We start from the raw sequence: 18,558 nt of genomic DNA, 5'->3' as shown, positions 1-18,558 counted from the left end.
GTTAAAATCAGCGACCCCAATTGGGTGAGTGGGGAGCGTTCGATTCGCGGCCATGATACTGACCTGTCCGGAGTGCGCCAGCCGCTATTTCGTCGACGACTCGAAGGTCGGTGCGGCGGGTCGCGTCGTGCGTTGCGCGTCGTGCGGTCACCGCTGGACCGCCCGTAACGAAGAGGCCGGAGACCTGTTCGAGGCTCCCGAGGCGTCCTCCCTCGCCGGCCAGCCCGGGGGGGCGGAACAGGACCCCGAAGCCGCCGCCGCGGCCGCCGCTGGCGACGCCGAAACCGAGGAGCCCCCGGTTAGCGCGCTGCCGGGCGAGGAGCTTCCCAAGGTCTTCCGCGCCCGCGCCAACGCCGAGCGCCGCCTGCGCGAGGCCACCACGACCGGCGTGATCTGGGCCGGCATGGCCGCCGCCATGGCGGTGGTCGTCGTGGCCGCCCTCATCTTCCGCATCGACGTGGTGCGCATCCTGCCGGGCGCGGCGGGCGCCTACGCCGCCGTCGGCCTGCCGGTGAACACCGTCGGCCTGGTGATCGATCGCGACAGCATCAAGGCCCAGCCCTCGATGCAGGACGGCCATGCCGTCGTGACCGTGACCGGCACGATCCGCAACATCACCGAGCATGAGGTGACCGCGCCGCCGCTGCGCGTCGAACTGCTCAACAAGGACGAGAAGCGCGTGGCCGGTCAGCTGGCCGGCGCCGCCAACGCCAAGATCCCGCCAGGCGAGGTGCGCCACTTCTCGATCACCTTCCTGAACCCACCCCGCACGGCCAAGGATCTGCAGATCGGCTTCGCCACCGAACCGGGCGCGGCCAAGGCGGTGAAAACGGCCCTGAAGAAGCCGGACGAGCACGGCGCCGAACCGGAATTGTCGCTGCGTGGGGCTCAAGACGCCCCCGTCGAGCACGAAGCGGCTGGACAGGAACCCCCGGGACATGAGAGCGGGGACGCAACCTCCCCTCCGACCTCTCACGAACCCGCGCATCATGAATGACAAGATCCAACCCGAAGTCCTGATCTCGGAAGCCGAGATCGCCGAACGGGTCCAGAAGCTGGCTGACGCCATCGCGCCGCGCATCGACGACGACACCGTCGTGGTCTGCCTGCTGACCGGCGGCCTGTGGTTCGCCGCCGACCTGACCCGCGCCCTCTACAAGGCCGGCCGCAACGTGCGGTTCGACGCCCTGTGGCTGGCCTCCTACCACGACGAGCGCAAGAGCACGGGCCGCTGCGAGGTCCGCGCCGACCTGCAGCGCCCGCTGGTCGGCCGCCGCGCCCTGGTCGTCGACGACGTCTTCGACACTGGCCTGTCGCTGTCGGAAGCCGCCCGCCTGGTCAAGGACGCCGGCGCCAGCGAAGTGCTGACCGCCGTTTTCGCCCGCAAGCCCTGGCCCAAGGATCGCGGCATGGAGCCGGACTTCGTCGCCTGGGAAGCCCCTGCGCGCTACCTGGTCGGCTACGGCCTCGACGACGAAGGCAAGAGCCGGGGCCTGCCGTACATCGGCGCGCTGGACTAGGACGACCGACGATCGCCCCCGGGACGACCTCCCGGGAGCGACCCTTTGGTCCGGCGGCGATTTATCCCTGCCGGGCTCCGTGACGTGCTAGTGTGAAGACAAGGCGCTACGAAGCGCCATTGGCGGTCCGCCCAACGCGCGGAACAGCTCGCCAAGCCCCCGAATGAAGGGGGCCGCCTTGTTCCTTCGAAACGCCCGCTGGCGCTCCAGCCTCAAGACATCCTGATCGCGGCCTCTCACGCCGGGCTTTCGCCCGCGCGATGGCGCGCGCGGGATGTTCCGTCCGCAAAGGAAGTCCGTTGTCCAAAGGCAATCGTGAGACCCGCAAGCCCAAGACCGTCAAGCCGAAGGTGATCGCCGCCGCCGCGCCGACCCTGGCGAGCGCGCTGCCCCGGAAGAAATAGCCGGCTCGCCGAGCGACCTCGACGTCCTCGATGTCGAGCCGCGCGGCGATAGGTCCAGTGACACCGGCCCCGGCCGGCCCCTCTTCATCGCCATTCGACGAAGGTCGCCGGCCGCGAGGCCTGCGGCTCGTCAGGAGTGCTCGCTTGATCGCCTATCTTCTTCTGGTTCACCGCTTTCCTCAGCAATTCAAGCGGCTCTTCCAGGCTATCCACGATCCGGACAACCACTACGTCGTCCATGTCGACGCGAACGCGGGACCGGCCCTGGAGGCCGAGATCCGGGCGTTCCTGAAGCCCTATCCCAACGCCGCGATCCTGGAGAGCCGCAAGGCGCTGTGGGGCGGCTACAGCCTGGTCGACGCCGAGCTGCGGGGCATGGAAAAGCTGCTGCAGATGGGCGCGGACTGGGAGGTGTTCATCAACCTCAGCGGCCAGGACTTCCCGCTGATGACCCAGAAGAACATCAAGGCCTTCCTGGCGCGCCATCGCGGCCAGGAGTTCATCAAGGTGCTGGACCAGGCCGTCGCGCGGCCCGACACCCTGGACCGGGTGCGCAAGTACGTGGTCGAGCTGGGCGGTCGCATCGTCGAGACGCCCATGACCCGTCGGTTCCTGGCCGGCGCCAAGCCCTATATCGGCAATCAGTGGATGATGGTCAGCCGCGCCTTCTGCGCGTTCGCCTGCCGGGACCCGGCCGCCGCGCGGTTCAAGGCCTTCTATCGCAACACCTTCATCGCCGACGAAGGCTTCTTCCAGACGGTGATGATGAACGGCGCGCCGCACGGTCAGATCGTCAATGACGACAAGCGGATGATCGACTGGATCCCGGACGGCCACATCAAGCTGCGGCCCCGGACCTTCACGGCCCAGGACGCCGCCGCCCTGATCGCGAGCGGCGACCTCTTCGCCCGCAAGTTCGACGCCGAGGTCGACGGCAAGATCCTCGACGTCCTCGAAGCCCACCTGTTGGCGCAAGAGGCCGCGAACGCCGACGAGATCCCGCTCGCCGAGCCGCGTGACGCGCTCCTGGTCGGGGCCTAGACCCAGTCCGGGACGATGTCCCGGGCCAACATCTCCTCGTACGTCGGCCGCTTGCGGATCACCGCGTAGCGGTCGCCGTCGACGAGGACCTCGGGGACCAGCGGCCGGGTGTTGTACTCGCTGGCCATGGCCGAGCCATAGGCGCCGGCCGACATGAAAGCCACCAGGTCGCCTGCCGCCAACGGCGGCATGGATCGATCACGTGTAAACGTGTCGCCCGTCTCGCAGACCGGGCCCACCACGTCATAGACCGTCTCGCCCGCACGCTGGATCACCGGGCGGATGTCGTGGAACGCGTCGTACATGGCCGGGCGGACCAGGTCGTTCATGGCCGCGTCGATGACCAGGAACTTGCGGCCTTCCGGACGCTCGTGGACGTGGATCACTTCCGACACCAGAACGCCGGCGTTGGCGGCGATCACCCGGCCCGGCTCGAAGGCCAGCTTCACGGGCAGGCCCTTCGTGACCTCGCCGACCATGGCGGCGAACTCGGCGGGCGAGGGCGGTTCGGGATTGTTGAAATAGGGCACGCCCAAGCCGCCGCCCAGGTCCAGTCGCTCGACCGACAGGCCCTCGCCCAGCAATTGCTCGACCAGGCCCCGCATCTTGGTGAAGGCGGCGCGCATGGGGGAGAGGTCGGTGATCTGGCTGCCGATGTGGCAGGCCACGCCGATGGGCTCGAGATTGGCGTTGTTGCTGGCGTTGGCGTAGAGGCGCGCGGCCTCGGCGAACGAGACGCCGAACTTGTTCTCGGACTTGCCGGTGGCGATCTTGGCGTGGCCGCCGGCCGCGACGTCCGGATTGACCCGGAACGCGACCTTGGCCTTCACGCCCAGACTAGCCGCGATTTCCGCGATCAGGTTCAGCTCGGGTTCGGACTCGACGTTGATCTCGGCGACGCCGGTCTTCAGCGCGAATTCGATCTCGCGCCGGGCCTTGCCGACGCCGGAGAAGACGATGCGCTCGGGCGGGATGCCGGCGGCGAGGGCGCGGCGAACCTCGCCCTCGGACACCGTGTCTGCCCCGGCGCCCAGGTCGCCCAGAACCTTCAGCACCGCGACGTTGGAATTGGCCTTCACGGCGTAGGCGACCAGCGGGTCGACGACGCCTGCCGCCGCCAGGGCGTCGCGGAACACGGTGAAGTGCCGCTCCAGCGTGGCGCGGCTGTACACGTAGACGGGCGTGCCGACCTCGGCCGCGATCTTGGCCAGGGCCACGCCCTCGCAGGCCAGGCCCTCTGGGCCGTACTCGAAGTGATTCACAGGTCTTCGGGCTTTCTCATCATCACAGCCCCTCCTTCCGACTTCCCGGCGAAAGCCGGGATCCAGATTCATCCGGAGCGGTGGCGGGGCGTCATCTGAATCCCGGCCTTCGCCGGGATGACGGCGGCCTCGCCAAGTTCAAACTGGAGTGCGGCGTTCGCCGTCAGTTGGGCGTGGCGCCGGGGAAGCCGGCCGCGGACGGACCGCCGAACGGATCGTTGGTGCCCGGCAGCGGAGCGGCGCGGATCGTGCGGTTGCTGGAGGCCGGGTCGCGGACCTCCTGCGCGCCGCCGGCGCGGGCGGGCTGGTTGGCTTGGGCCGAGGCGGCGCGGCGCTCGGCCTGCCAGGCGGCCTTCTTCTGGGCGTCCCACAGCGGCGCGGGGCGCTCCAGGGCGCCTTGCTTGCCGCAGGCTGTGGCCGTGACGGCCAGGGCCGCCAGGGCGAGGATCGAGATCGGACGCAAGGTCATTCGAGCAGTTCCTTCCAACGCGCGATCTGGGCGCGGACCTGGGCGGGAGCCGTCCCACCATAGCTCATGCGGCTGGCCGCCGAGGCGGCCGGAGTCAGAACGGCGTAGACGTCCTGGGTGATCTGGGGCTCGATCGCCTGGAACTGTTCCAAGGTAAGATCGGCCAGGTCGACGCCAAGGCCCTCGGCGGTCTTCACGGCCGAGCCTGTCACGTGGTGGGCGTCGCGGAAAGGCATGTTCAGCGTCCGCACCAGCCAGTCGGCCAGATCGGTGGCGGTCGAGAAGCCCGCGCCGGCGGCCTTGGCCATGTTTTCGGTGTTCGGGGTCAGGTCGGCGACCATGCCGGCCATGGCCAGCAGCGACAGCTCAAGCGCGTCGAAGGCCTCGAAGGTCGGGACCTTGTCCTCCTGCATGTCCTTCGAATAGGCCAGCGGCAGGCCCTTCATGACCACGGTCAGGGTGGTCAGCGAGCCCAGGATGCGGCCGACCTTGGCGCGGATCAGCTCGGCCGCGTCGGGGTTCTTCTTCTGCGGCATGATCGAGCTGCCGGTCGTGAAGGCGTCGGTCAGCTTGATGAAGCCGAACATCGGCGTCGTCCACAGCACGATCTCCTCGGCCAGGCGCGACAGGTGCGTGGCGGTGATCGAGGCGGCCGACAGGGCCTCCAGGGCGAAGTCGCGCGAGGAGACGCTGTCCAGCGAGTTGGCGGTCGGGCGGTCGAAGCCCAGCGCCGCCGCCGTCTGGTGGCGATCGATGGGGAAGGGCGAACCGGCCAGGGCCGCCGCGCCCAGCGGGCACTCGTTCATCCGGGCCCGGGCGTCGCGGAAGCGGCTGGCGTCGCGGCCGAACATCTCGACATAGGCCATCAGGTGGTGGCCGAAGGTCACCGGCTGGGCCGGCTGCAGGTGGGTGAAGCCCGGCATCAGGGCGTCGGCATGGGTCTCGGCCTGGGCCAGCAGGGCTTTCTGCAGGGCTTCCAGCTGCGCGGCCGAACGGTCGACGGCGTCGCGGACCCACAGGCGGAAGTCGACGGCCACCTGGTCGTTGCGCGAGCGGGCGGTGTGCAGCCGGCCGGCGGTCGCGCCGATCAGCTCGCGCAGCCGCGCCTCGACGTTCATGTGGATGTCTTCGTACTCGTCACGGAACGGGAAGGTCCCCGTGGCGATCTCGTCCTCGATCTTGGCGAGGCCGCCGAGGATTTCCTCGCCATCGCTGCTTGAAATCACGCCCTGGTTCATCAACATCCGCGCGTGGGCGCGGGAACCCGCCAGGTCTTGCGCCCAGAGGCGCTTGTCGAAACCGATGGAGACGTTGATCGCCTGCATCAGTTCCGCCGGCTTGGCCGAGAACCGACCGCCCCACATGGCTTGACCCTGGCCCTTGGGCTTGGGCGTATCGGAGGCGTTGTCGGTCATATGAGCGAAGTCCAATCGGAGGCAGCGGCCAAGAAGCGCAACCCTGTGAGGTTGGCGCTGGGGGGCGTCGTCCTCGTCGGCGTGGCGGCGGTTCTATACGTCATCGCATCGGCTTCGTTCAAACCCTCAGGTCCCGCCGACCTCACAGAATTCAAGAAGGGGACGCTGGAAAAGCTCGACGTGCCCGCCACGCCGCGCGCCGCGCCCGATACGGTCTTCACGTCGCTGGACGGAAAGCCGGCGACCCTGGCCGATTTCAAGGGCCGCGTGGTGGTCATGAACCTGTGGGCCACCTGGTGCGCGCCGTGCAAGGCCGAGATGCCGACCCTGGCCAAGCTGCAGGCCGCCTACGCGACCCAGCCGGTCACCGTGCTGCCGATCACCGTCGACCGCGACGGCGACCTGAACCTGGTCAACGAGGAGATGGCCGCCAACCCGCCGCTGAAGACCTATCGCGACCCGGGCTACAAGATCTCGTTCGCGCTGCAGCCCCGCGCCCAGGGCTATCCGACCACGGTGATCTACGACCGCCAGGGCCGCGAACGCGCCCGCATGGGCGGCCCCGCCGACTGGTCCGGCCCCGAGGCCCGGGGCATCGTCGAAAAGCTGCTGGCCGAGAAGTGATTGGCCGAGACGTGATCGACCCCGCGCTTCTGGAGCCGCTGGCCGACGACGCCTGGCCGGCGCGCGAGCGGGAACGGCTGGGCGGCTGGCGGCTGAACGCCTCGTCGGGCCGCTCGATGCGGATCAACGCCTGCTGGCCGCTGGCGGCGCCGGACCGCGATCCCGAGGCGGCGCTGGACGCCGTCGAGGCCTGGTTCGCCGCGCGCGGTCTGCCGCCCCGCTTCAAGCTGACCGACGGCCTGACCGCGCCGGTCGATCTGGCCCAGCGTCTGGCCGCGCGGGGCTATGCCTCCGGCAAGGAGACCGTGGTCATGCTAGGCCCCTTGGAGGCCTTGGTGCGAGGGGAGGGCGATCCGGCGATCCGTGTCACCGCGTCGCCGGATGCGGCCTTTGGGGCGGTGTTCACCGCCACCGCCGGCGATCCCGAGGACGGCCGCGAGCGTCTGGAGGCCCTAGGCCGTATCCCCGCGCCGGCCCGCTTCGCGCGGCTGGACATCGACGGCGCGCCGGCGGCGATCGGCTGCGCCGCGATCGGCGGCCCGTTCGTCGGCGTCTTCGGCATGCGCACCGCGCCCGATCATCGCCGCAAGGGCCTGGCCCGCCGGGTGTTGCGGGCGTTGCTGGCCGAGGCGAAGGACCTGGGCGCCGAGCGCGCCTGGCTGCAGGTCGAAGCCGAGAACGCGCCAGCCATCGCGCTCTATGCCGACGAGGGCTTCGAGCCGGGGTATCGGTATCGGTACTGGGAACGCTGAGGCGCTCCCCAGGCTTCCAATTCCAATCCACATCATCCGGAAGCGTTCTGAAAATCCGCACTGATAGACAAGTTTACAAAGCAAACTAGTTGATGCATCGTGCCGCCATCCAAAGAGGGAGGCCCAGTCATGCATGCGCTGCTCAGCGCCACCGAACGTTCGACGCTCGCCGAGGTCGGCGGGCGCAACGCCCCGATCGGCGCCTTGCGCGCCTTCGTCACCCTGCTGGTCATCGCCCACCATGCGGTGCTGACCTATCACCCGTACGCGCCGGCCCCGAAGCCGTTCGACGCCCAGCCGATCCTCTGGACGGCCTTCCCGGTCGTGGATCCGCAGCGGTTCGGCGGCTTCGGGATCCTGACCCTGGTCAACGACCTGTTCTTCATGTCGCTGATGTTCTTCATCTCGGGTCTGTTCGTCGCCGACGGTCTGCGGGGCAAGGGCGCGGGCGGATTCCTGAAGGGCAGGGCGCTGCGGCTGGGCGTCCCGTTCGTGATCGGCGCGGGCCTGCTGGCCCCGCTGGCCTACTATCCGGCCTGGCTGCAGTCGGGCGGCGCGCCGTCCTTGGCGGCCTTCGCCGAGACCTGGATCCGCCTGCCGTTCTGGCCCAGCGGTCCGGCCTGGTTCCTGTGGGTGCTGCTGGCCTTCGGCGCGATCGTCTCCGCCGTCCATGCGCTGTTTCCCGGCGTGGTCGACGCACTGGGCCGACTGGCGCAAGGCGCGGAGCGCAGGCCGGGCCGGTTCTTCTGGGGGCTCGTGGCCGCCAGCCTGCTGGCCTACCTGCCGCTGGCCATGACCACGCCGTTCGGTCACTGGACCATGGTCGGGCCGTTCCTGGTCCAGACCGCCCGGATCGGTCACTATTTCATCTACTTCCTGGCGGGGATCGCCGTCGGCGCGGCCGGGGTCGGCCAGGGGCTGACCGATCCGGAAGGCAAGCTGGCCAAGCGCTGGTGGGCCTGGCAGCTGGCGCCCGTCGTGCCTGTGATCGGCGCGGTGGCGACGATGATCGTAGCCTTCTCGCCCAGTCCGCCGCCGCGCGTGGTCCTGGACCTGGTCGGCGGCGCGGCCTTCGCCCTGGCCTGCGCGACCCTTTCGTTCGCGGTCATGGCCATCTTCCTGCGCTTTGTCCGCAAGACGGGTCCGATCGCGGAGAGCCTGCAGGCCAACGCCTACGGCATGTACTTGACCCACTACGTCTTCACCGCCTGGCTGGGCTGGATGCTGCTGCCCCAGGCCTGGGGCGGCCTGGCCAAGGGCTGCGCGGTGTTCGGCGGGGCGGTGGTCATCAGCTGGCTGACGACCATGGTCCTGCGCCGTACGCCGCTGTTGGGACGAATCCTGTGACCATCCATGATGCGACGCCAAAGGGGGCTTTGCCCATGAACGACAAGCTGAAGACGGTCCAGGACGACCTGGCCTTCCTGCGCGATCTCGCCGAGGGCGGGAACGAGCGGGGCGGCCTGGGCGTGGCCGGCGGCGCGCTCTACGGCTCGGCCGGCCTGCTCTACGGAATCCAGACCCTGACCTATTTTCTCCAGGAGAAGGGCCTGATGCATCTGTCGCCGCTGGGCAACCTGGTGATGGCCTGGGCTCCCACGGTGATCTTCCTGATCCTGATGACCATCGTCATCATCGTCGACCGCAAGCAGCCCCGGCGGGGCGTCGCCAACCGGGCGGTCAACGCCGCCTTCGCGGGCACGGGCATCGCCAACCTGGCGCTGGTGCTGATCTTCGCCGCCGCCGCCGTCCGCAACCACGACTTCCGCTATTGGCTGTTCCATCCAGCGGTGGTGTTCGTGATCCAGGGGGCGGTCTGGTACGTCATCTTCATGCTGCGCAAGCGGGCCTGGATGGCGCTGGTCGCCATCGGCTGGCTGGCGTCCGGCGTGGCCCTGGGACTGCTGATCGACCGGGCGGACCTCTATCTGCTGGTCTCGACCCTGGGTCTCCTCGCTTTCATGATGGTCCCGGGCTTCTACATGATGCGCCAGGCCATGCGGCCGACCGCCTGAGACGATCGTGGCGGGCAAGTTCGACATCAGCGGGCTCGATGACGTCATCCACGGCCGGGTGCGGCTGGGGATTGTCGCCTACCTGGCCAGCGCCGAGGTCGCCGACTTCACCGAGCTGAAGGACCTGCTGGAGGTCACCCAGGGCAACCTGTCGGTCCACCTGCGCAAACTGGAGGAGGCTGGCTATGTCGCCATCGACAAGAGCTTCGTCGGGCGCAAGCCGCTGACTCGCGTGCGCCTGACCGAGACGGGCCGGGCGGCCTTCGCCGGCTACCTGCGGGCGATGGGGCAGTTGGTGGAGCAGGCGGGGGGCGGAAGCTAGAAGCCCAGATCCGCCCTGAGCGCTTCGGCGGCCATTCCGGCGGCCCGCAGTTCGCGCAGGGTCTCGGCCTTGTCCCGCTTGGCGTAACGTTTGCCGTCGGGGCCCAGCAGCAGGCCGTGATGGCGATACGTCGGCGTCGGCAGGTCCAGCAGGGCCTGCAGCAGGCGCTGGATGTGGGCGGCCTCGAACAGGTCCTGGCCGCGGATCACGTGGGTGACGCCCTGCAGGGCGTCGTCGTGAACGACCGCCAGGTGATAGGCGACGCCGACGTCCTTGCGGGCCAGGACGATGTCGCCGGCGGTCTCGGGCCGGGCCTTGATCACGCCCGTCTCGCCGTCCGGGCCAGCGCCGTCCTCGACGAAAGTCAGCGTCTCGAACCCTCCCAGGGCCGCGCGCGCCGCCGCCAGCGACAGCCGCCAGGCGAAGGCCTCGCCCCGGCCCAAGCGCGCGTCTTCCTCGTCGGCGGGCAGGGGCGCGCCGACATAGGGAGCCGCAGGCTCATGGGGAGCGCGGCCGATGTCGATCTCCTTGCGGGTCTTGAAGCAGCGGTAGACCAGGCCGCGCGCGCGCAGGACGTCGATGGCCGCGTGATAGTCGGTCAGGTGCTCGGACTGCCGGCGGACCGGCGTCTCCCAGGCCAGTCCCAGCCAGGTCAGGTCCTCGAGGATCGCGGCGTCGTACTCCGACCGGCAGCGGGTGGCGTCGATGTCCTCGATGCGCAGCAGGAAACGACCGCCGGCGTCCAGCGCCGCGCGATGGGCCGTCAGCGCAGAGAAGGCGTGGCCGCGATGCAGGTAGCCCGTCGGCGACGGGGCGAACCGGGTGACGAAGGTCACGCTCGGTCTCAGTCCCGGTCGGTGAACTTCGCGAACATGCCCAGATGCTCGAACACCGCGCGCAGGAAGGCCTCCTCGCCGCCCAGCTGCGCCTTCAGGGGGGCGAACTGCTTGAAGCCGATCATCTCGGCCAGGCCGTGGCCGGCGCACCAGGCGGCGATGGTCGCCAGTTCCAGGTCGATCTCGGTGGCGCGGCCGCCGGCGTTCTCGTCGATGGTGTTGCGCACCTGGCAGTAGGCGCCGTCGTCCTTCAGTTGGTCGGGCAGGGCGTCCTTGTCGCGCGAGCGGTCGTACATCACGCGATAGAGGGCCGGGTTGTCGCGCGCGAAGCAGACATAGGCCACGCCGAGGTTGGTCATCCGGACGCGCGCATCCTCGGTGGAGGCGCGGGCCTTCGAGAGGGCCAGATCCAGCTCGTGCCAGCCCTCGTGGGCCACGGCTTCCAGCAGCTCGGCCTTATCCTTGAAATGGTGATAGGGCGCGGCAGGACTGACCCCGGCCTCGCGCGCCACGGCCCGCAACGACAGGGCCGCGGGACCGTCGGTCTCGAGGATCTTGCGCGCGGCGTCGACCAGGGCGCGGCTCAGGTCGCCATGGTGGTAGGGGCGGGATTCGGCGGTCGCGGTGCTCATCGGCCCTCACTCTAACCACACCTTTCTAAAATTTCATCCAAACGCTGTAAAGATCATCTTGACGACGTTCAGATTGATGCTATCTAAGCATCGTCCAGATTGGCTCGGCTCCTGAGGCGGCCAATGACCCATAGGGGGTTGGGGACACGAAAAACAGAGTGAGAATCATCGTCATGCGCACGCTAAACGCCTTTGAAAACGCCTTCGACCGCCTGGCTGGCGGCTACTTCCTCGTGATCGCCCTCGGCGTCGCCGCCGCCATCGTCGGCGTGGTGCTGTAAGATCGCTTGCTCGCGACCGGCGGGCCCGGCGCCGCGTCTCCCGGAGACGCCGCAACCGCCCGCCGCCGCGTTCGGCCCGCCTCCCGCCTTGATCGCCCTTCGACGGGGAGCTAACCAGGCCAGGACGCGTTAGGCTTTCGACGCCGATGATCCGTATGCGTCGCAGGCTTTCTCCATGATCCAAGACATCTTCCGATGAGCGTCGCCTTCACCAAGGAAGGCGACAGCGAGGCCTTCGCGGCCGACCTGCCCGATCGCCCGATCTCCACCCATCCGAACCTGGTGACGCCCGAGGGTCTGGACCGGATCGAGGCCGAGCTGGCCTCGGCGCGCGCGGCCTATTCCGCCGCCCAAAGCGCTGGCGGCGCGGCCGATGGCGACCGCACGGCCATGGCCCGCGCCACCCGAGACCTGCGCTACTGGTCCGCTCGCCGCGCGACCGCCCAGCTGATGGAGCGCGATCCGGAGAAGACCGTCGTGCAGTTCGGCGACTGCGTGACCTTCGAGCGCGAGGACGGCCGCGTGCAGACCTTCCGCATCGTCGGCGAGGACGAGGCCGATCCCGCCCAGGGCTCGGTTTCCTACGTCGCCCCGATCGCCCGAGCCCTGTTGGGCAAGGCCGTCGGCGACACCTCGCCCGCGCCCGGCGGCGAGATCGAGATCACGTCGATCACCTAAGTTCAGCAAGAACCGGATTGTCAGAGGCGGCGGGGCAGGGTCCCTTGCCGCCGATGTTCGTTCCGCCGACCGCCGAAGCCCTTCTCGACGCCCGCAAGCGCCTGGCCGCCGTCGACCCGGCCCTGGCCGCGCTGGAGGCCGTCACGCCGCCGTTCGCGTGGCGCGTCAGCCTAGGCGGCTTTCCGGGCCTCTTGAAGATGGTCGTGCAGCAGCAGGTCAGCCTGGCCTCGGCCGCCGCCATCTGGGCGCGGGTCGAGGCGGGATTACCGGAGATGACCCCCGAGGCGGTGATGGGTCACGAGGACGCCTATCTGCTGTCGCTGGGCCTGTCGCGGCCGAAGGCCCGCTACGCCCGGGCGCTGGCCGAGGCGCACGTCACCGGCACCTGCGACTTCGACGCCCTGCCGGGGCTCTCCGACGAGGCGGCCATCGCCGCCCTGACCGCCATCACCGGCATCGGCCGCTGGACCGCCGAGGTCTACCTGATGTTCACGCAAGGGCGTCTCGACATGTTCCCCGGCGGCGACGTGGCCCTGCAGGAAGCCATGCGCTGGGCCGACAGGGCGCAGGTCCGTCCGACCGAGAAACAGGCCTACCGGCGCGCGGAACTCTGGCGACCCTATCGGGGCGTCGCCGCCCATCTGCTCTGGGCCTGCTACGGCGCCGTCAAGAGACGCGAGATCGCGCCTTTCTAGATCTGTTCGCGAGATGTCTTGGTTCTGTCGCTGACTCGGCCCATCCTTCTCGTGCGTTCGGGAATGAATGGCGATTCCCAGAATTGCGTAGGAAGGAGGCCCGTCTTCAGTCCTGTCGCGTACTTCATCAGCCGAAGCGCTGAGCGTTCCGACGCCCGCTTCGAGGGGGGACTTTGATGCAGGTCCTCACGCGCCCACCATCCGGCATGCCGGCCCTGGTGCTCAACGCCGACTTCCGGCCGCTCAGCTATTATCCGCTGTCCCTCTGGCCCTGGCAGGAGGTGATCAAGGCGGTGTTCCTGGACCGCGTCGACGTCGTGGCCAGCTATGACCAAGTCGTCCATTCGCCGTCCTTCGAGATGCGCCTGCCCAGCGTGGTGGCGCTGAAGCAGTACGTTCCGCAGGAGCGACCGCCGGCCTTCACCCGCTTCAACCTGTTCCTGCGCGACAGCTTCAGCTGCCAGTATTGCGGCTCGCCGGAGGACCTGACGTTCGACCACGTGATCCCCCGCTCGCGCGGCGGCCGCACGACCTGGGAGAACATCGTCACCGCCTGCGCGCCCTGCAACCTGTCCAAGGGCGGCCGAACGCCGCGCGAGGCGGGCATGCAGCCGTTCCACAATGCTCGGCGGCCGTCGATGCACGAACTGCAGGAGCGAGGACGGCGGTTCCCGCCGGGCAGGCTGCACGTCAGCTGGCTGGACTATCTGTACTGGGATATCGAGCTGGAGGCCTGAGGCTCCAGACAGCAAACGGCCCGGGCTAACGATTTGAGGAATGGCTGTCCCGGGCCGTGGCTGTGAGGCGGAAGGGGATCAGACCGCCAAGCTGAACCTAGAATGCGGCCTCACGGCGAAGGTTCCGGCTTTCCGCGGAAATGTTCCGGGCCGTCATGCCGCGCGCCCATGGGGCGGGAGGATGCAACCCGAACCTCGGCCGGAGGGTTTTCTTATCCGAGGCAAAAGCCACGGGAGACAACCATGAACCGCAATCAGACCGAACACGGCGACAAGCGTCACTTCACCCACGGCACCGCCGCGTCCACGGCCGACATGGCCTCGGAAGGCAAGGTCAGGGCCGAGGACCGCCATATCGACGCGCCGCACACCCGCGAGGCCAAGCGGCCGCTGGCCGAAGGCGAAAAGCACGACCAGCTTGCTGGAAAGGTGAAGACGTCGGAGAGCCGTCAGGAAGCCCTGCTGGACGAGGGCCTGGAAGAGAGCTTCCCGGGCAGCGACCCGGTCAGCGTCAAGCGCATCACCTGACTAAGGCGCCAATAGGCTAGCGAGGCGGGAAGCGACGGGCGGCGCGCTTGGCGAAGCTGAGCGCGACGCCCGCTTGAGCAGCAGCGCCCGGTTCGAAGGCCACGACGGAACGGCGGCGGATCCGACGCTGGTCCATGGCCGCGATCTGGGCGAAGGTCAGGTGGCCTTGCTCGCGGGCCATTTTGCGAACCGACTCGATCAGGCTGGCGCCGTGCACCACCAGGATGCCGGCGGCGTCGGCCAGCCAATCCAGGAAATTCCCATCGCGATGGCCGATGATCTGAGCGATCTCGGTGGCGCCGCCCAGGATCAGGGCCGCGAGCGCCAGGTCGTTGCGGCGCATGCGGGGGAAGGCCAGGAACGAGACCGCCAGCAGGCCGCCGAACGCGAGGGCGTGGGCTTCCTTGTCGCTGAGGCCGACCAGCCGTTCCGCCCCCTGGAACGGGCCCAGGGTCAACACCGCCACGGTCAGGGCCCCCAGCAGCAGCGTGACGCGCGCGGCGGCGACGAGGTGGACGGGCTTGAACATGGAAAGCGATCTCCGGAAGGACTCTTGGGTCCTAACGGCGAAGATCGCGCCATCCGGTGAACGGACAGGGTTAGCGAGAGGTCACCAACCCTGTCTTGTCCTTGGATCCCCGCCGTCGCGGGGATGAGCGGATCAGATCCGCTCACTTCTTCTCGGCTTCAGCCTTCTTCTTGGCTTCCTCGGCCGCCTTGGCCGCGTCGTCCTGGGCCTTCTTCCAGGCCTGGAACCGTTCGATATAGGGCTGGCGGCGCAGGACCTTCGACGCCGGGTCGACGATCACCGGCACGGTGTCGCCCACGGCCACGCGGCCTGTCCCGTCAGCCATCGCCACGGTGACGACCTTGTCGCCGACCTTGACGTCGAGCGGCATGGGGAAGGGCTTGTCCTTGGGCGTCTTCCACGTCAGCACCAGGTCGCCGCCCTCGCGGGTCTCGACCAGTTCCGGCGGCTGGGCCTCGTAGAGATAGACGTCGAAGAACCAGCCGTAGTCCTTGCCGGTCACCTGGTTGACGATCTTGATGTAGTCCTTGGTGCCCAGGTACAGCGGCTTGAAATTGCCCGGCTTGGGGTCGGGCGTGCCGTAGACGGCGATGCGGGTGATCTTGAAGAAGGCCTCGTCGCCGATCAGCGTCCGCAAGGTGTGCAGGACGTTGGCGGCCTTGTAGTAGATGTCGTTCCCCGGCCCGCGATCGCCGTTGTAGACGTCGTCTTCCTTCAGTTGCTTGCCCGAGACGATCGGGAACCTGTTCTTGGTGTCGGCGCGCATCTGGTTCAGGCGCGCCATGTATTCCATGTCGCCGTGCAGCCACTGCGAGAACAGCGGCTGCATGTAGCTGCCATAGCCCTCGTGCAGCCACATGTCGTCGTTGTCGACGTCGGTCAGCTGGTTGCCGAACCACTCGTGCGCGAACTCGTGCTGCAGCAGCCAGTCGAAGCCGTAGACATCCTTGCGGTATTTGTTGCCATAAGCGTTGATCGTCTGGTGCTCCATGCCCAGGTGCGGGGTCTCGACCACGCCCATCTTCTCGTCGCGGAACGGGTAGGGGCCGATCATCTGCTCGTAGAAGTCCAGCATCGGACCGAACTCGTCGAACAGGCCCTTGGCCTGCTGGGCGTTGCCCTTGAGGTGCCAGTAGGTCATCGGGATCGTGTCGCCGAAGCGGCTCTTGTAGGTCCCAGAGATCTCCTCGTACGGGCCGACGTCCAGGGCGATGGCGTAGGTGTTGGGGGTCTTGGCCTGCCAGTTGTAGGTCCGCCAGCCGTCCTTCTCGGTCATGCCCTTGAAGACGCCATTGGCTGGGGCGACCAGCGGGGCGGGGACGGTGATGTGCAGATCGACCAGCTTGGGCTCGCCGGTCGGATAGTCGATGCAGGGCCAGAAGATGTCGCAGCCGTCGCCTTGCACGGCGGTGGCGATCCAGGGCTCGCCGCTCTCGGTCTTGCTCCAGACGAAGCCGCCGTCCCAGGGGGCGCGCTTGGCCTCCAGCGGGGCCCCCGCATAGGCGACGACCACGGTGACCGACTTGCCCTTGGCGACCTTCTTCGGAAGCGTGATGGTCATGCGGCCTTCGGGATTGGTCCAGGCCGAGGGCTTCAGCGCCTGGCCGTCGACGGTCAGCTTGCTGATCGCGAAGACGCGGTCGAAATCCAGCACCAGCTTGTCCAGCGGCGCCTTGGCCGTGAAGGTCAGGGTCGCCTCGCCCTCGATCGCCTTCTTGTCGGGCAGGATCTTGAACTTCAGGTCGGCGTGGTCGAAGGCCAGCGCGGCCTGTTCGGCGGGCATCGGGCCGCCGGTTTCCAGGGACTGGGCGCTGGTCTTCAGCGGCTCGGCGGCGTGAACATTAGCGGCCGAAAGGGCCAGCAGCGACGCCGCGCAGGCGGCGAGGGTACGGAAGGACAAGCGGGAGACTCCCCAACGCGATGACGTATTGGGGCGTATCGGTAGGCCCGCGCGAGGCGGACGCCAAGAGCGTGACAGTTGAAAGCGCTCGCCGACCGGGCGGCTGCCTCAGATCTTCTCGCTGATCTTGATGGCCGCGCGGCAGCCGGCCTGGATCACGGCGGTCAGCAGCGGATAGGCAGTCGCCTCGTGGGCGCCTTCCTCGATGGCCAGGTCGCGGTGGGCCAGTTCGTCGTCGCGGAACTGGGTCAGCTCGGCGGCCAGGGCCGGGTCGCGGTCCTTCAACTCCTCGATCTGGCCGGCATAGTGCTTCTCGATCACCGTCTCGACCGCCTCGGTGCAGGCGTGGGCGGCCTTGTCGCCCAGCAGTGCGGTGCCGGCGCCCAGGGCGAAGGCGGCCGCGCGCCAGACCGGCGACATCAGGGTCGGGCGCACATTGCGCTCGGTCAGCAGCTCGTTGAAACGCGAGAGGTGGACCTGTTCGTGGCCCTCCATCTCCTTCAGTTGGTCGGCGATTCGCTCGCGGCCCGGCGCGTTGCGCATCACGGCGGCCTGGCCCCGATAGATGTGCACCGCCGCCAACTCGCCGGCCTGGTCGACGCGCAGGATCTCGGCGAGACGCGAACGCTGCGCTCCCTGACCAGGGCGCGGGGGGACCGGCTTGGTCATCAAAGGGTCTCCGCCTTGCGCAGGCCCGCCAGCCCCGACCAGACAGCCAGCTTCAGCGAGACCAGCGCGTTCCAGCCGGCCATCGACAGGCCCAGGAACACCCAGGCGGCCTTGTCGCAGGCCGGCGGCTTGATCTTCATCGTCCCCTTCAGCATGGCCTCCAGGTTCGAGGCCTGGGCGACGCCGCCGCCCGTGCAGGTGGTCGGGCCCGGCCACCACTTCCATTCGACGCCGGCGTGGAACACCGCCAGGCCCGCGCCGTACAGGAAGATCGCCGCCAGCAGCAGGTTGGCTGGCTGACGCAGGCGCGGCCAGAGAGGCGTGCGCTGGAGGATGGACGCCACGAGGCCGACGGTCCCGGCGACCCAGTAGACCTCGCGCGCCTTTAGGCACAGGTTGCAGGGCGCGAGATGGCCGAAGGTCTCGAAGCCGTGCGCGATGGCCAGCATCAGCGCGCTGGACAGGAAGGCGATCAGCGGCCAGTGGCGCGTGACCAGGTCATAGACCCGGCCGATGAAGCCCTCGGCCTTCGGTTGTTCAGTCGTCGTCATGCGGCGCAAGCTCCACCGTGTCCGCCCCCACCGATGAAATGGCTGGCCGTGAGGCCGATGACAACGAGGGCGATCAAAATTCCGGCGAACAAGGCCAGGCGACGCTCGACGACCGGCAGCAGGGCCGGGCCGAACTTCTTGATGATGAAGGCGACCAGGAAGAAGCGCGCCCCGCGGGTGGCGGCCGAAGCGGCGATGAACATCGGGAAGCTGAAGGCGGCCAGGCCCGAGGCGATGGTCACCAGCTTGTAGGGGATGGGGGTCAGGCCCTTGGCCAGGATCACCCAGACGCCGTACTTGGCGTACCAGCACTGGAACTCCGCCAGGCCGCCGGCGTGGCCGGTCGCGGCCATCATCCACAGACCGAAGTCACGCAGGAAGTAGCCGATCGCGTAGCCCAGGCAGCCGCCCAGCACCGAGGCGAGGGTGCAGATGAAGGCGTAGCGCCAGGCCTTCTCCGGCTTGGCCAGGCACATCGGCGCGAGCATCACGTCCGGCGGAATCGGGAAGAACGAGCTCTCGGCGAACGAGACCGCGAACAGGCTGAGCGGGGCGTGACGGGAAGCGGCCAGGCCCATGACCCAGTCGTACATACGGCGCAGCATGCGAACTCCGAGAGATGTGAGAGCCCGTAGCTAAAGCGAGATAGCCAAAAGTGTAAGCGGTTTTGGCGGCTATCTCGCGTCTAGGCATGAAAC

General features: G+C 68.5%; 23 protein-coding genes. 13 read left to right on the top strand and 10 right to left on the bottom strand.

Annotated features, from left to right (window positions below; all coding sequences use genetic code 11):
• Positions 1 to 28: 28 nt before the first annotated feature.
• From K8940_RS14630 to K8940_RS14620, 3 genes are all read left to right on the top strand, one after another.
• Positions 29 to 997 carry an MJ0042-type zinc finger domain-containing protein gene (locus K8940_RS14630; protein ID WP_223390702.1) on the top strand — a complete coding sequence of 323 codons (969 nt, stop codon included), beginning with the start codon at positions 29 to 31 and terminating at the stop codon, positions 995 to 997.
• Positions 939 to 1,520 carry a phosphoribosyltransferase gene (locus tag K8940_RS14625; RefSeq protein WP_223390701.1) on the top strand — a complete coding sequence of 194 codons (582 nt, stop codon included), beginning with the start codon at positions 939 to 941 and terminating at the stop codon, positions 1,518 to 1,520. Before K8940_RS14630 ends, K8940_RS14625 begins: the two co-directional genes overlap by 59 nt.
• A 548-nt stretch (positions 1,521 to 2,068) precedes the next feature.
• Positions 2,069 to 2,965 (top strand): beta-1,6-N-acetylglucosaminyltransferase, encoded by an 897-nt coding sequence (locus K8940_RS14620; RefSeq protein ID WP_223390700.1) that lies wholly within the window; start codon positions 2,069 to 2,071, stop codon positions 2,963 to 2,965.
• Here the strand turns inward: K8940_RS14620 and lysA are convergent.
• The 3 genes from lysA to argH all read right to left on the bottom strand — a co-directional run bounded on the left by lysA (position 2,962) and on the right by argH (position 6,111).
• Positions 2,962 to 4,227 carry a diaminopimelate decarboxylase gene (gene lysA / locus K8940_RS14615; protein ID WP_223390699.1) on the bottom strand — a complete coding sequence of 422 codons (1,266 nt, stop codon included), beginning with the start codon at positions 4,225 to 4,227 and terminating at the stop codon, positions 2,962 to 2,964. The two genes, K8940_RS14620 and lysA, sit on opposite strands and share 4 nt — an antisense overlap.
• A 163-nt stretch (positions 4,228 to 4,390) precedes the next feature.
• Positions 4,391 to 4,714: a hypothetical protein gene (locus tag K8940_RS14610; RefSeq protein ID WP_223390698.1), complete on the bottom strand. Its 324-nt coding sequence runs from the start codon at positions 4,712 to 4,714 to the stop codon at positions 4,391 to 4,393.
• Positions 4,693 to 6,111 (bottom strand): argininosuccinate lyase, encoded by a 1,419-nt coding sequence (gene argH, locus K8940_RS14605; RefSeq protein WP_223390697.1) that lies wholly within the window; start codon positions 6,109 to 6,111, stop codon positions 4,693 to 4,695. The genes K8940_RS14610 and argH overlap by 22 nt, the downstream gene beginning before the upstream one ends.
• On the opposite strand from argH, the gene K8940_RS14600 reads away from it, so the two are divergent.
• The 5 genes from K8940_RS14600 (at position 6,112) to K8940_RS14580 (ending at position 9,824) form a co-directional block, all read left to right on the top strand.
• A complete protein-coding gene (locus K8940_RS14600) occupies positions 6,112 to 6,735 on the top strand; it encodes a TlpA family protein disulfide reductase (protein ID WP_223390696.1) in 624 nt (207 codons plus the stop codon).
• 11 nt (positions 6,736 to 6,746) lie between these two features.
• Positions 6,747 to 7,487, top strand: coding sequence for a GNAT family N-acetyltransferase (locus K8940_RS14595; protein ID WP_223390695.1), 741 nt, complete (start codon positions 6,747 to 6,749; stop codon positions 7,485 to 7,487).
• A gap of 129 nt (positions 7,488 to 7,616) precedes the next feature.
• Complete coding sequence (locus tag K8940_RS14590; RefSeq protein ID WP_223390694.1) at positions 7,617 to 8,834, top strand: acyltransferase family protein; 1,218 nt, start codon at positions 7,617 to 7,619, stop codon at positions 8,832 to 8,834.
• 35 nt (positions 8,835 to 8,869) lie between these two features.
• Positions 8,870 to 9,502, top strand: coding sequence for a hypothetical protein (locus tag K8940_RS14585; RefSeq protein WP_223390693.1), 633 nt, complete (start codon positions 8,870 to 8,872; stop codon positions 9,500 to 9,502).
• A 7-nt stretch (positions 9,503 to 9,509) separates the two neighbouring features.
• Positions 9,510 to 9,824, top strand: a complete 315-nt coding sequence (locus K8940_RS14580) for a winged helix-turn-helix domain-containing protein (protein ID WP_223390692.1) — start codon at positions 9,510 to 9,512, stop codon at positions 9,822 to 9,824.
• Here the strand turns inward: K8940_RS14580 and gluQRS are convergent.
• Complete coding sequence (gene gluQRS, locus K8940_RS14575; protein ID WP_223390690.1) at positions 9,821 to 10,660, bottom strand: tRNA glutamyl-Q(34) synthetase GluQRS; 840 nt, start codon at positions 10,658 to 10,660, stop codon at positions 9,821 to 9,823. The genes K8940_RS14580 and gluQRS overlap by 4 nt on opposite strands.
• Before the next feature lie 8 nt (positions 10,661 to 10,668).
• Positions 10,669 to 11,292 carry a TetR/AcrR family transcriptional regulator gene (locus K8940_RS14570; protein WP_223390689.1) on the bottom strand — a complete coding sequence of 208 codons (624 nt, stop codon included), beginning with the start codon at positions 11,290 to 11,292 and terminating at the stop codon, positions 10,669 to 10,671.
• 173 nt (positions 11,293 to 11,465) lie between these two features.
• Between K8940_RS14570 and K8940_RS14565 the strand changes: the two genes are divergently transcribed.
• From K8940_RS14565 to K8940_RS14545, 5 genes are all read left to right on the top strand, one after another.
• Positions 11,466 to 11,573, top strand: coding sequence for a hypothetical protein (locus tag K8940_RS14565; RefSeq protein WP_223390688.1), 108 nt, complete (start codon positions 11,466 to 11,468; stop codon positions 11,571 to 11,573).
• Between the two features lie 195 nt (positions 11,574 to 11,768).
• Positions 11,769 to 12,251 carry a transcription elongation factor GreA gene (gene greA, locus K8940_RS14560; protein WP_223390687.1) on the top strand — a complete coding sequence of 161 codons (483 nt, stop codon included), beginning with the start codon at positions 11,769 to 11,771 and terminating at the stop codon, positions 12,249 to 12,251.
• A gap of 53 nt (positions 12,252 to 12,304) precedes the next feature.
• The gene (locus K8940_RS14555; RefSeq protein WP_223390686.1) at positions 12,305 to 12,946 is read left to right on the top strand and encodes a DNA-3-methyladenine glycosylase family protein; all 642 of its coding nucleotides are present in this window, start codon (positions 12,305 to 12,307) and stop codon (positions 12,944 to 12,946) included.
• A 173-nt stretch (positions 12,947 to 13,119) separates the two neighbouring features.
• Positions 13,120 to 13,683, top strand: a complete 564-nt coding sequence (locus tag K8940_RS14550) for an HNH endonuclease (protein ID WP_099576605.1) — start codon at positions 13,120 to 13,122, stop codon at positions 13,681 to 13,683.
• A gap of 243 nt (positions 13,684 to 13,926) precedes the next feature.
• Positions 13,927 to 14,211, top strand: a complete 285-nt coding sequence (locus tag K8940_RS14545; RefSeq protein ID WP_223390685.1) for a hypothetical protein — start codon at positions 13,927 to 13,929, stop codon at positions 14,209 to 14,211.
• Positions 14,212 to 14,227: 16 nt separating this feature from the next.
• Here K8940_RS14545 and K8940_RS14540 read toward each other — a convergent pair whose 3' ends face one another.
• The 5 genes from K8940_RS14540 to K8940_RS14520 form a co-directional block, all read right to left on the bottom strand.
• Positions 14,228 to 14,740 carry a VanZ family protein gene (locus K8940_RS14540; protein ID WP_223390683.1) on the bottom strand — a complete coding sequence of 171 codons (513 nt, stop codon included), beginning with the start codon at positions 14,738 to 14,740 and terminating at the stop codon, positions 14,228 to 14,230.
• 142 nt (positions 14,741 to 14,882) lie between these two features.
• Positions 14,883 to 16,640, bottom strand: coding sequence for a M1 family metallopeptidase (locus K8940_RS14535; RefSeq protein ID WP_223390682.1), 1,758 nt, complete (start codon positions 16,638 to 16,640; stop codon positions 14,883 to 14,885).
• A 108-nt stretch (positions 16,641 to 16,748) separates the two neighbouring features.
• Positions 16,749 to 17,309: a demethoxyubiquinone hydroxylase family protein gene (locus tag K8940_RS14530; protein WP_223390680.1), complete on the bottom strand. Its 561-nt coding sequence runs from the start codon at positions 17,307 to 17,309 to the stop codon at positions 16,749 to 16,751.
• Positions 17,309 to 17,860, bottom strand: coding sequence for a disulfide bond formation protein B (locus K8940_RS14525; RefSeq protein ID WP_223390679.1), 552 nt, complete (start codon positions 17,858 to 17,860; stop codon positions 17,309 to 17,311). Before K8940_RS14525 ends, K8940_RS14530 begins: the two co-directional genes overlap by 1 nt.
• Positions 17,857 to 18,465 (bottom strand): YqaA family protein, encoded by a 609-nt coding sequence (locus tag K8940_RS14520; RefSeq protein WP_223390678.1) that lies wholly within the window; start codon positions 18,463 to 18,465, stop codon positions 17,857 to 17,859. The genes K8940_RS14525 and K8940_RS14520 overlap by 4 nt, the downstream gene beginning before the upstream one ends.
• Positions 18,466 to 18,558 lie beyond the last annotated feature (93 nt).

Source organism: Caulobacter segnis (assembly GCF_019931575.1).
Classification (GTDB): Bacteria; Pseudomonadota; Alphaproteobacteria; order Caulobacterales; family Caulobacteraceae; genus Caulobacter; species Caulobacter segnis_C.
This window is presented reverse-complemented; position numbering and strand designations above follow the sequence as displayed.

Coding starts and splice junctions, on each gene's coding strand:
- K8940_RS14625 (WP_223390701.1), top strand. CDS start 939: ATGAGAGCGGGGACGCAACCTCCCCTCCGACCTCTCACGAACCCGCGC.
- argH (WP_223390697.1), bottom strand. CDS start 6,111: ATGACCGACAACGCCTCCGATACGCCCAAGCCCAAGGGCCAGGGTCAA.
- K8940_RS14600 (WP_223390696.1), top strand. CDS start 6,112: ATGAGCGAAGTCCAATCGGAGGCAGCGGCCAAGAAGCGCAACCCTGTG.
- K8940_RS14590 (WP_223390694.1), top strand. CDS start 7,617: ATGCATGCGCTGCTCAGCGCCACCGAACGTTCGACGCTCGCCGAGGTC.
- K8940_RS14585 (WP_223390693.1), top strand. CDS start 8,870: ATGAACGACAAGCTGAAGACGGTCCAGGACGACCTGGCCTTCCTGCGC.
- K8940_RS14570 (WP_223390689.1), bottom strand. CDS start 11,292: ATGAGCACCGCGACCGCCGAATCCCGCCCCTACCACCATGGCGACCTG.
- K8940_RS14565 (WP_223390688.1), top strand. CDS start 11,466: ATGCGCACGCTAAACGCCTTTGAAAACGCCTTCGACCGCCTGGCTGGC.
- greA (WP_223390687.1), top strand. CDS start 11,769: ATGAGCGTCGCCTTCACCAAGGAAGGCGACAGCGAGGCCTTCGCGGCC.
- K8940_RS14555 (WP_223390686.1), top strand. CDS start 12,305: ATGTTCGTTCCGCCGACCGCCGAAGCCCTTCTCGACGCCCGCAAGCGC.
- K8940_RS14545 (WP_223390685.1), top strand. CDS start 13,927: ATGAACCGCAATCAGACCGAACACGGCGACAAGCGTCACTTCACCCAC.
- K8940_RS14540 (WP_223390683.1), bottom strand. CDS start 14,740: ATGTTCAAGCCCGTCCACCTCGTCGCCGCCGCGCGCGTCACGCTGCTG.
- K8940_RS14530 (WP_223390680.1), bottom strand. CDS start 17,309: ATGACCAAGCCGGTCCCCCCGCGCCCTGGTCAGGGAGCGCAGCGTTCG.
- K8940_RS14525 (WP_223390679.1), bottom strand. CDS start 17,860: ATGACGACGACTGAACAACCGAAGGCCGAGGGCTTCATCGGCCGGGTC.
- K8940_RS14520 (WP_223390678.1), bottom strand. CDS start 18,465: ATGCTGCGCCGTATGTACGACTGGGTCATGGGCCTGGCCGCTTCCCGT.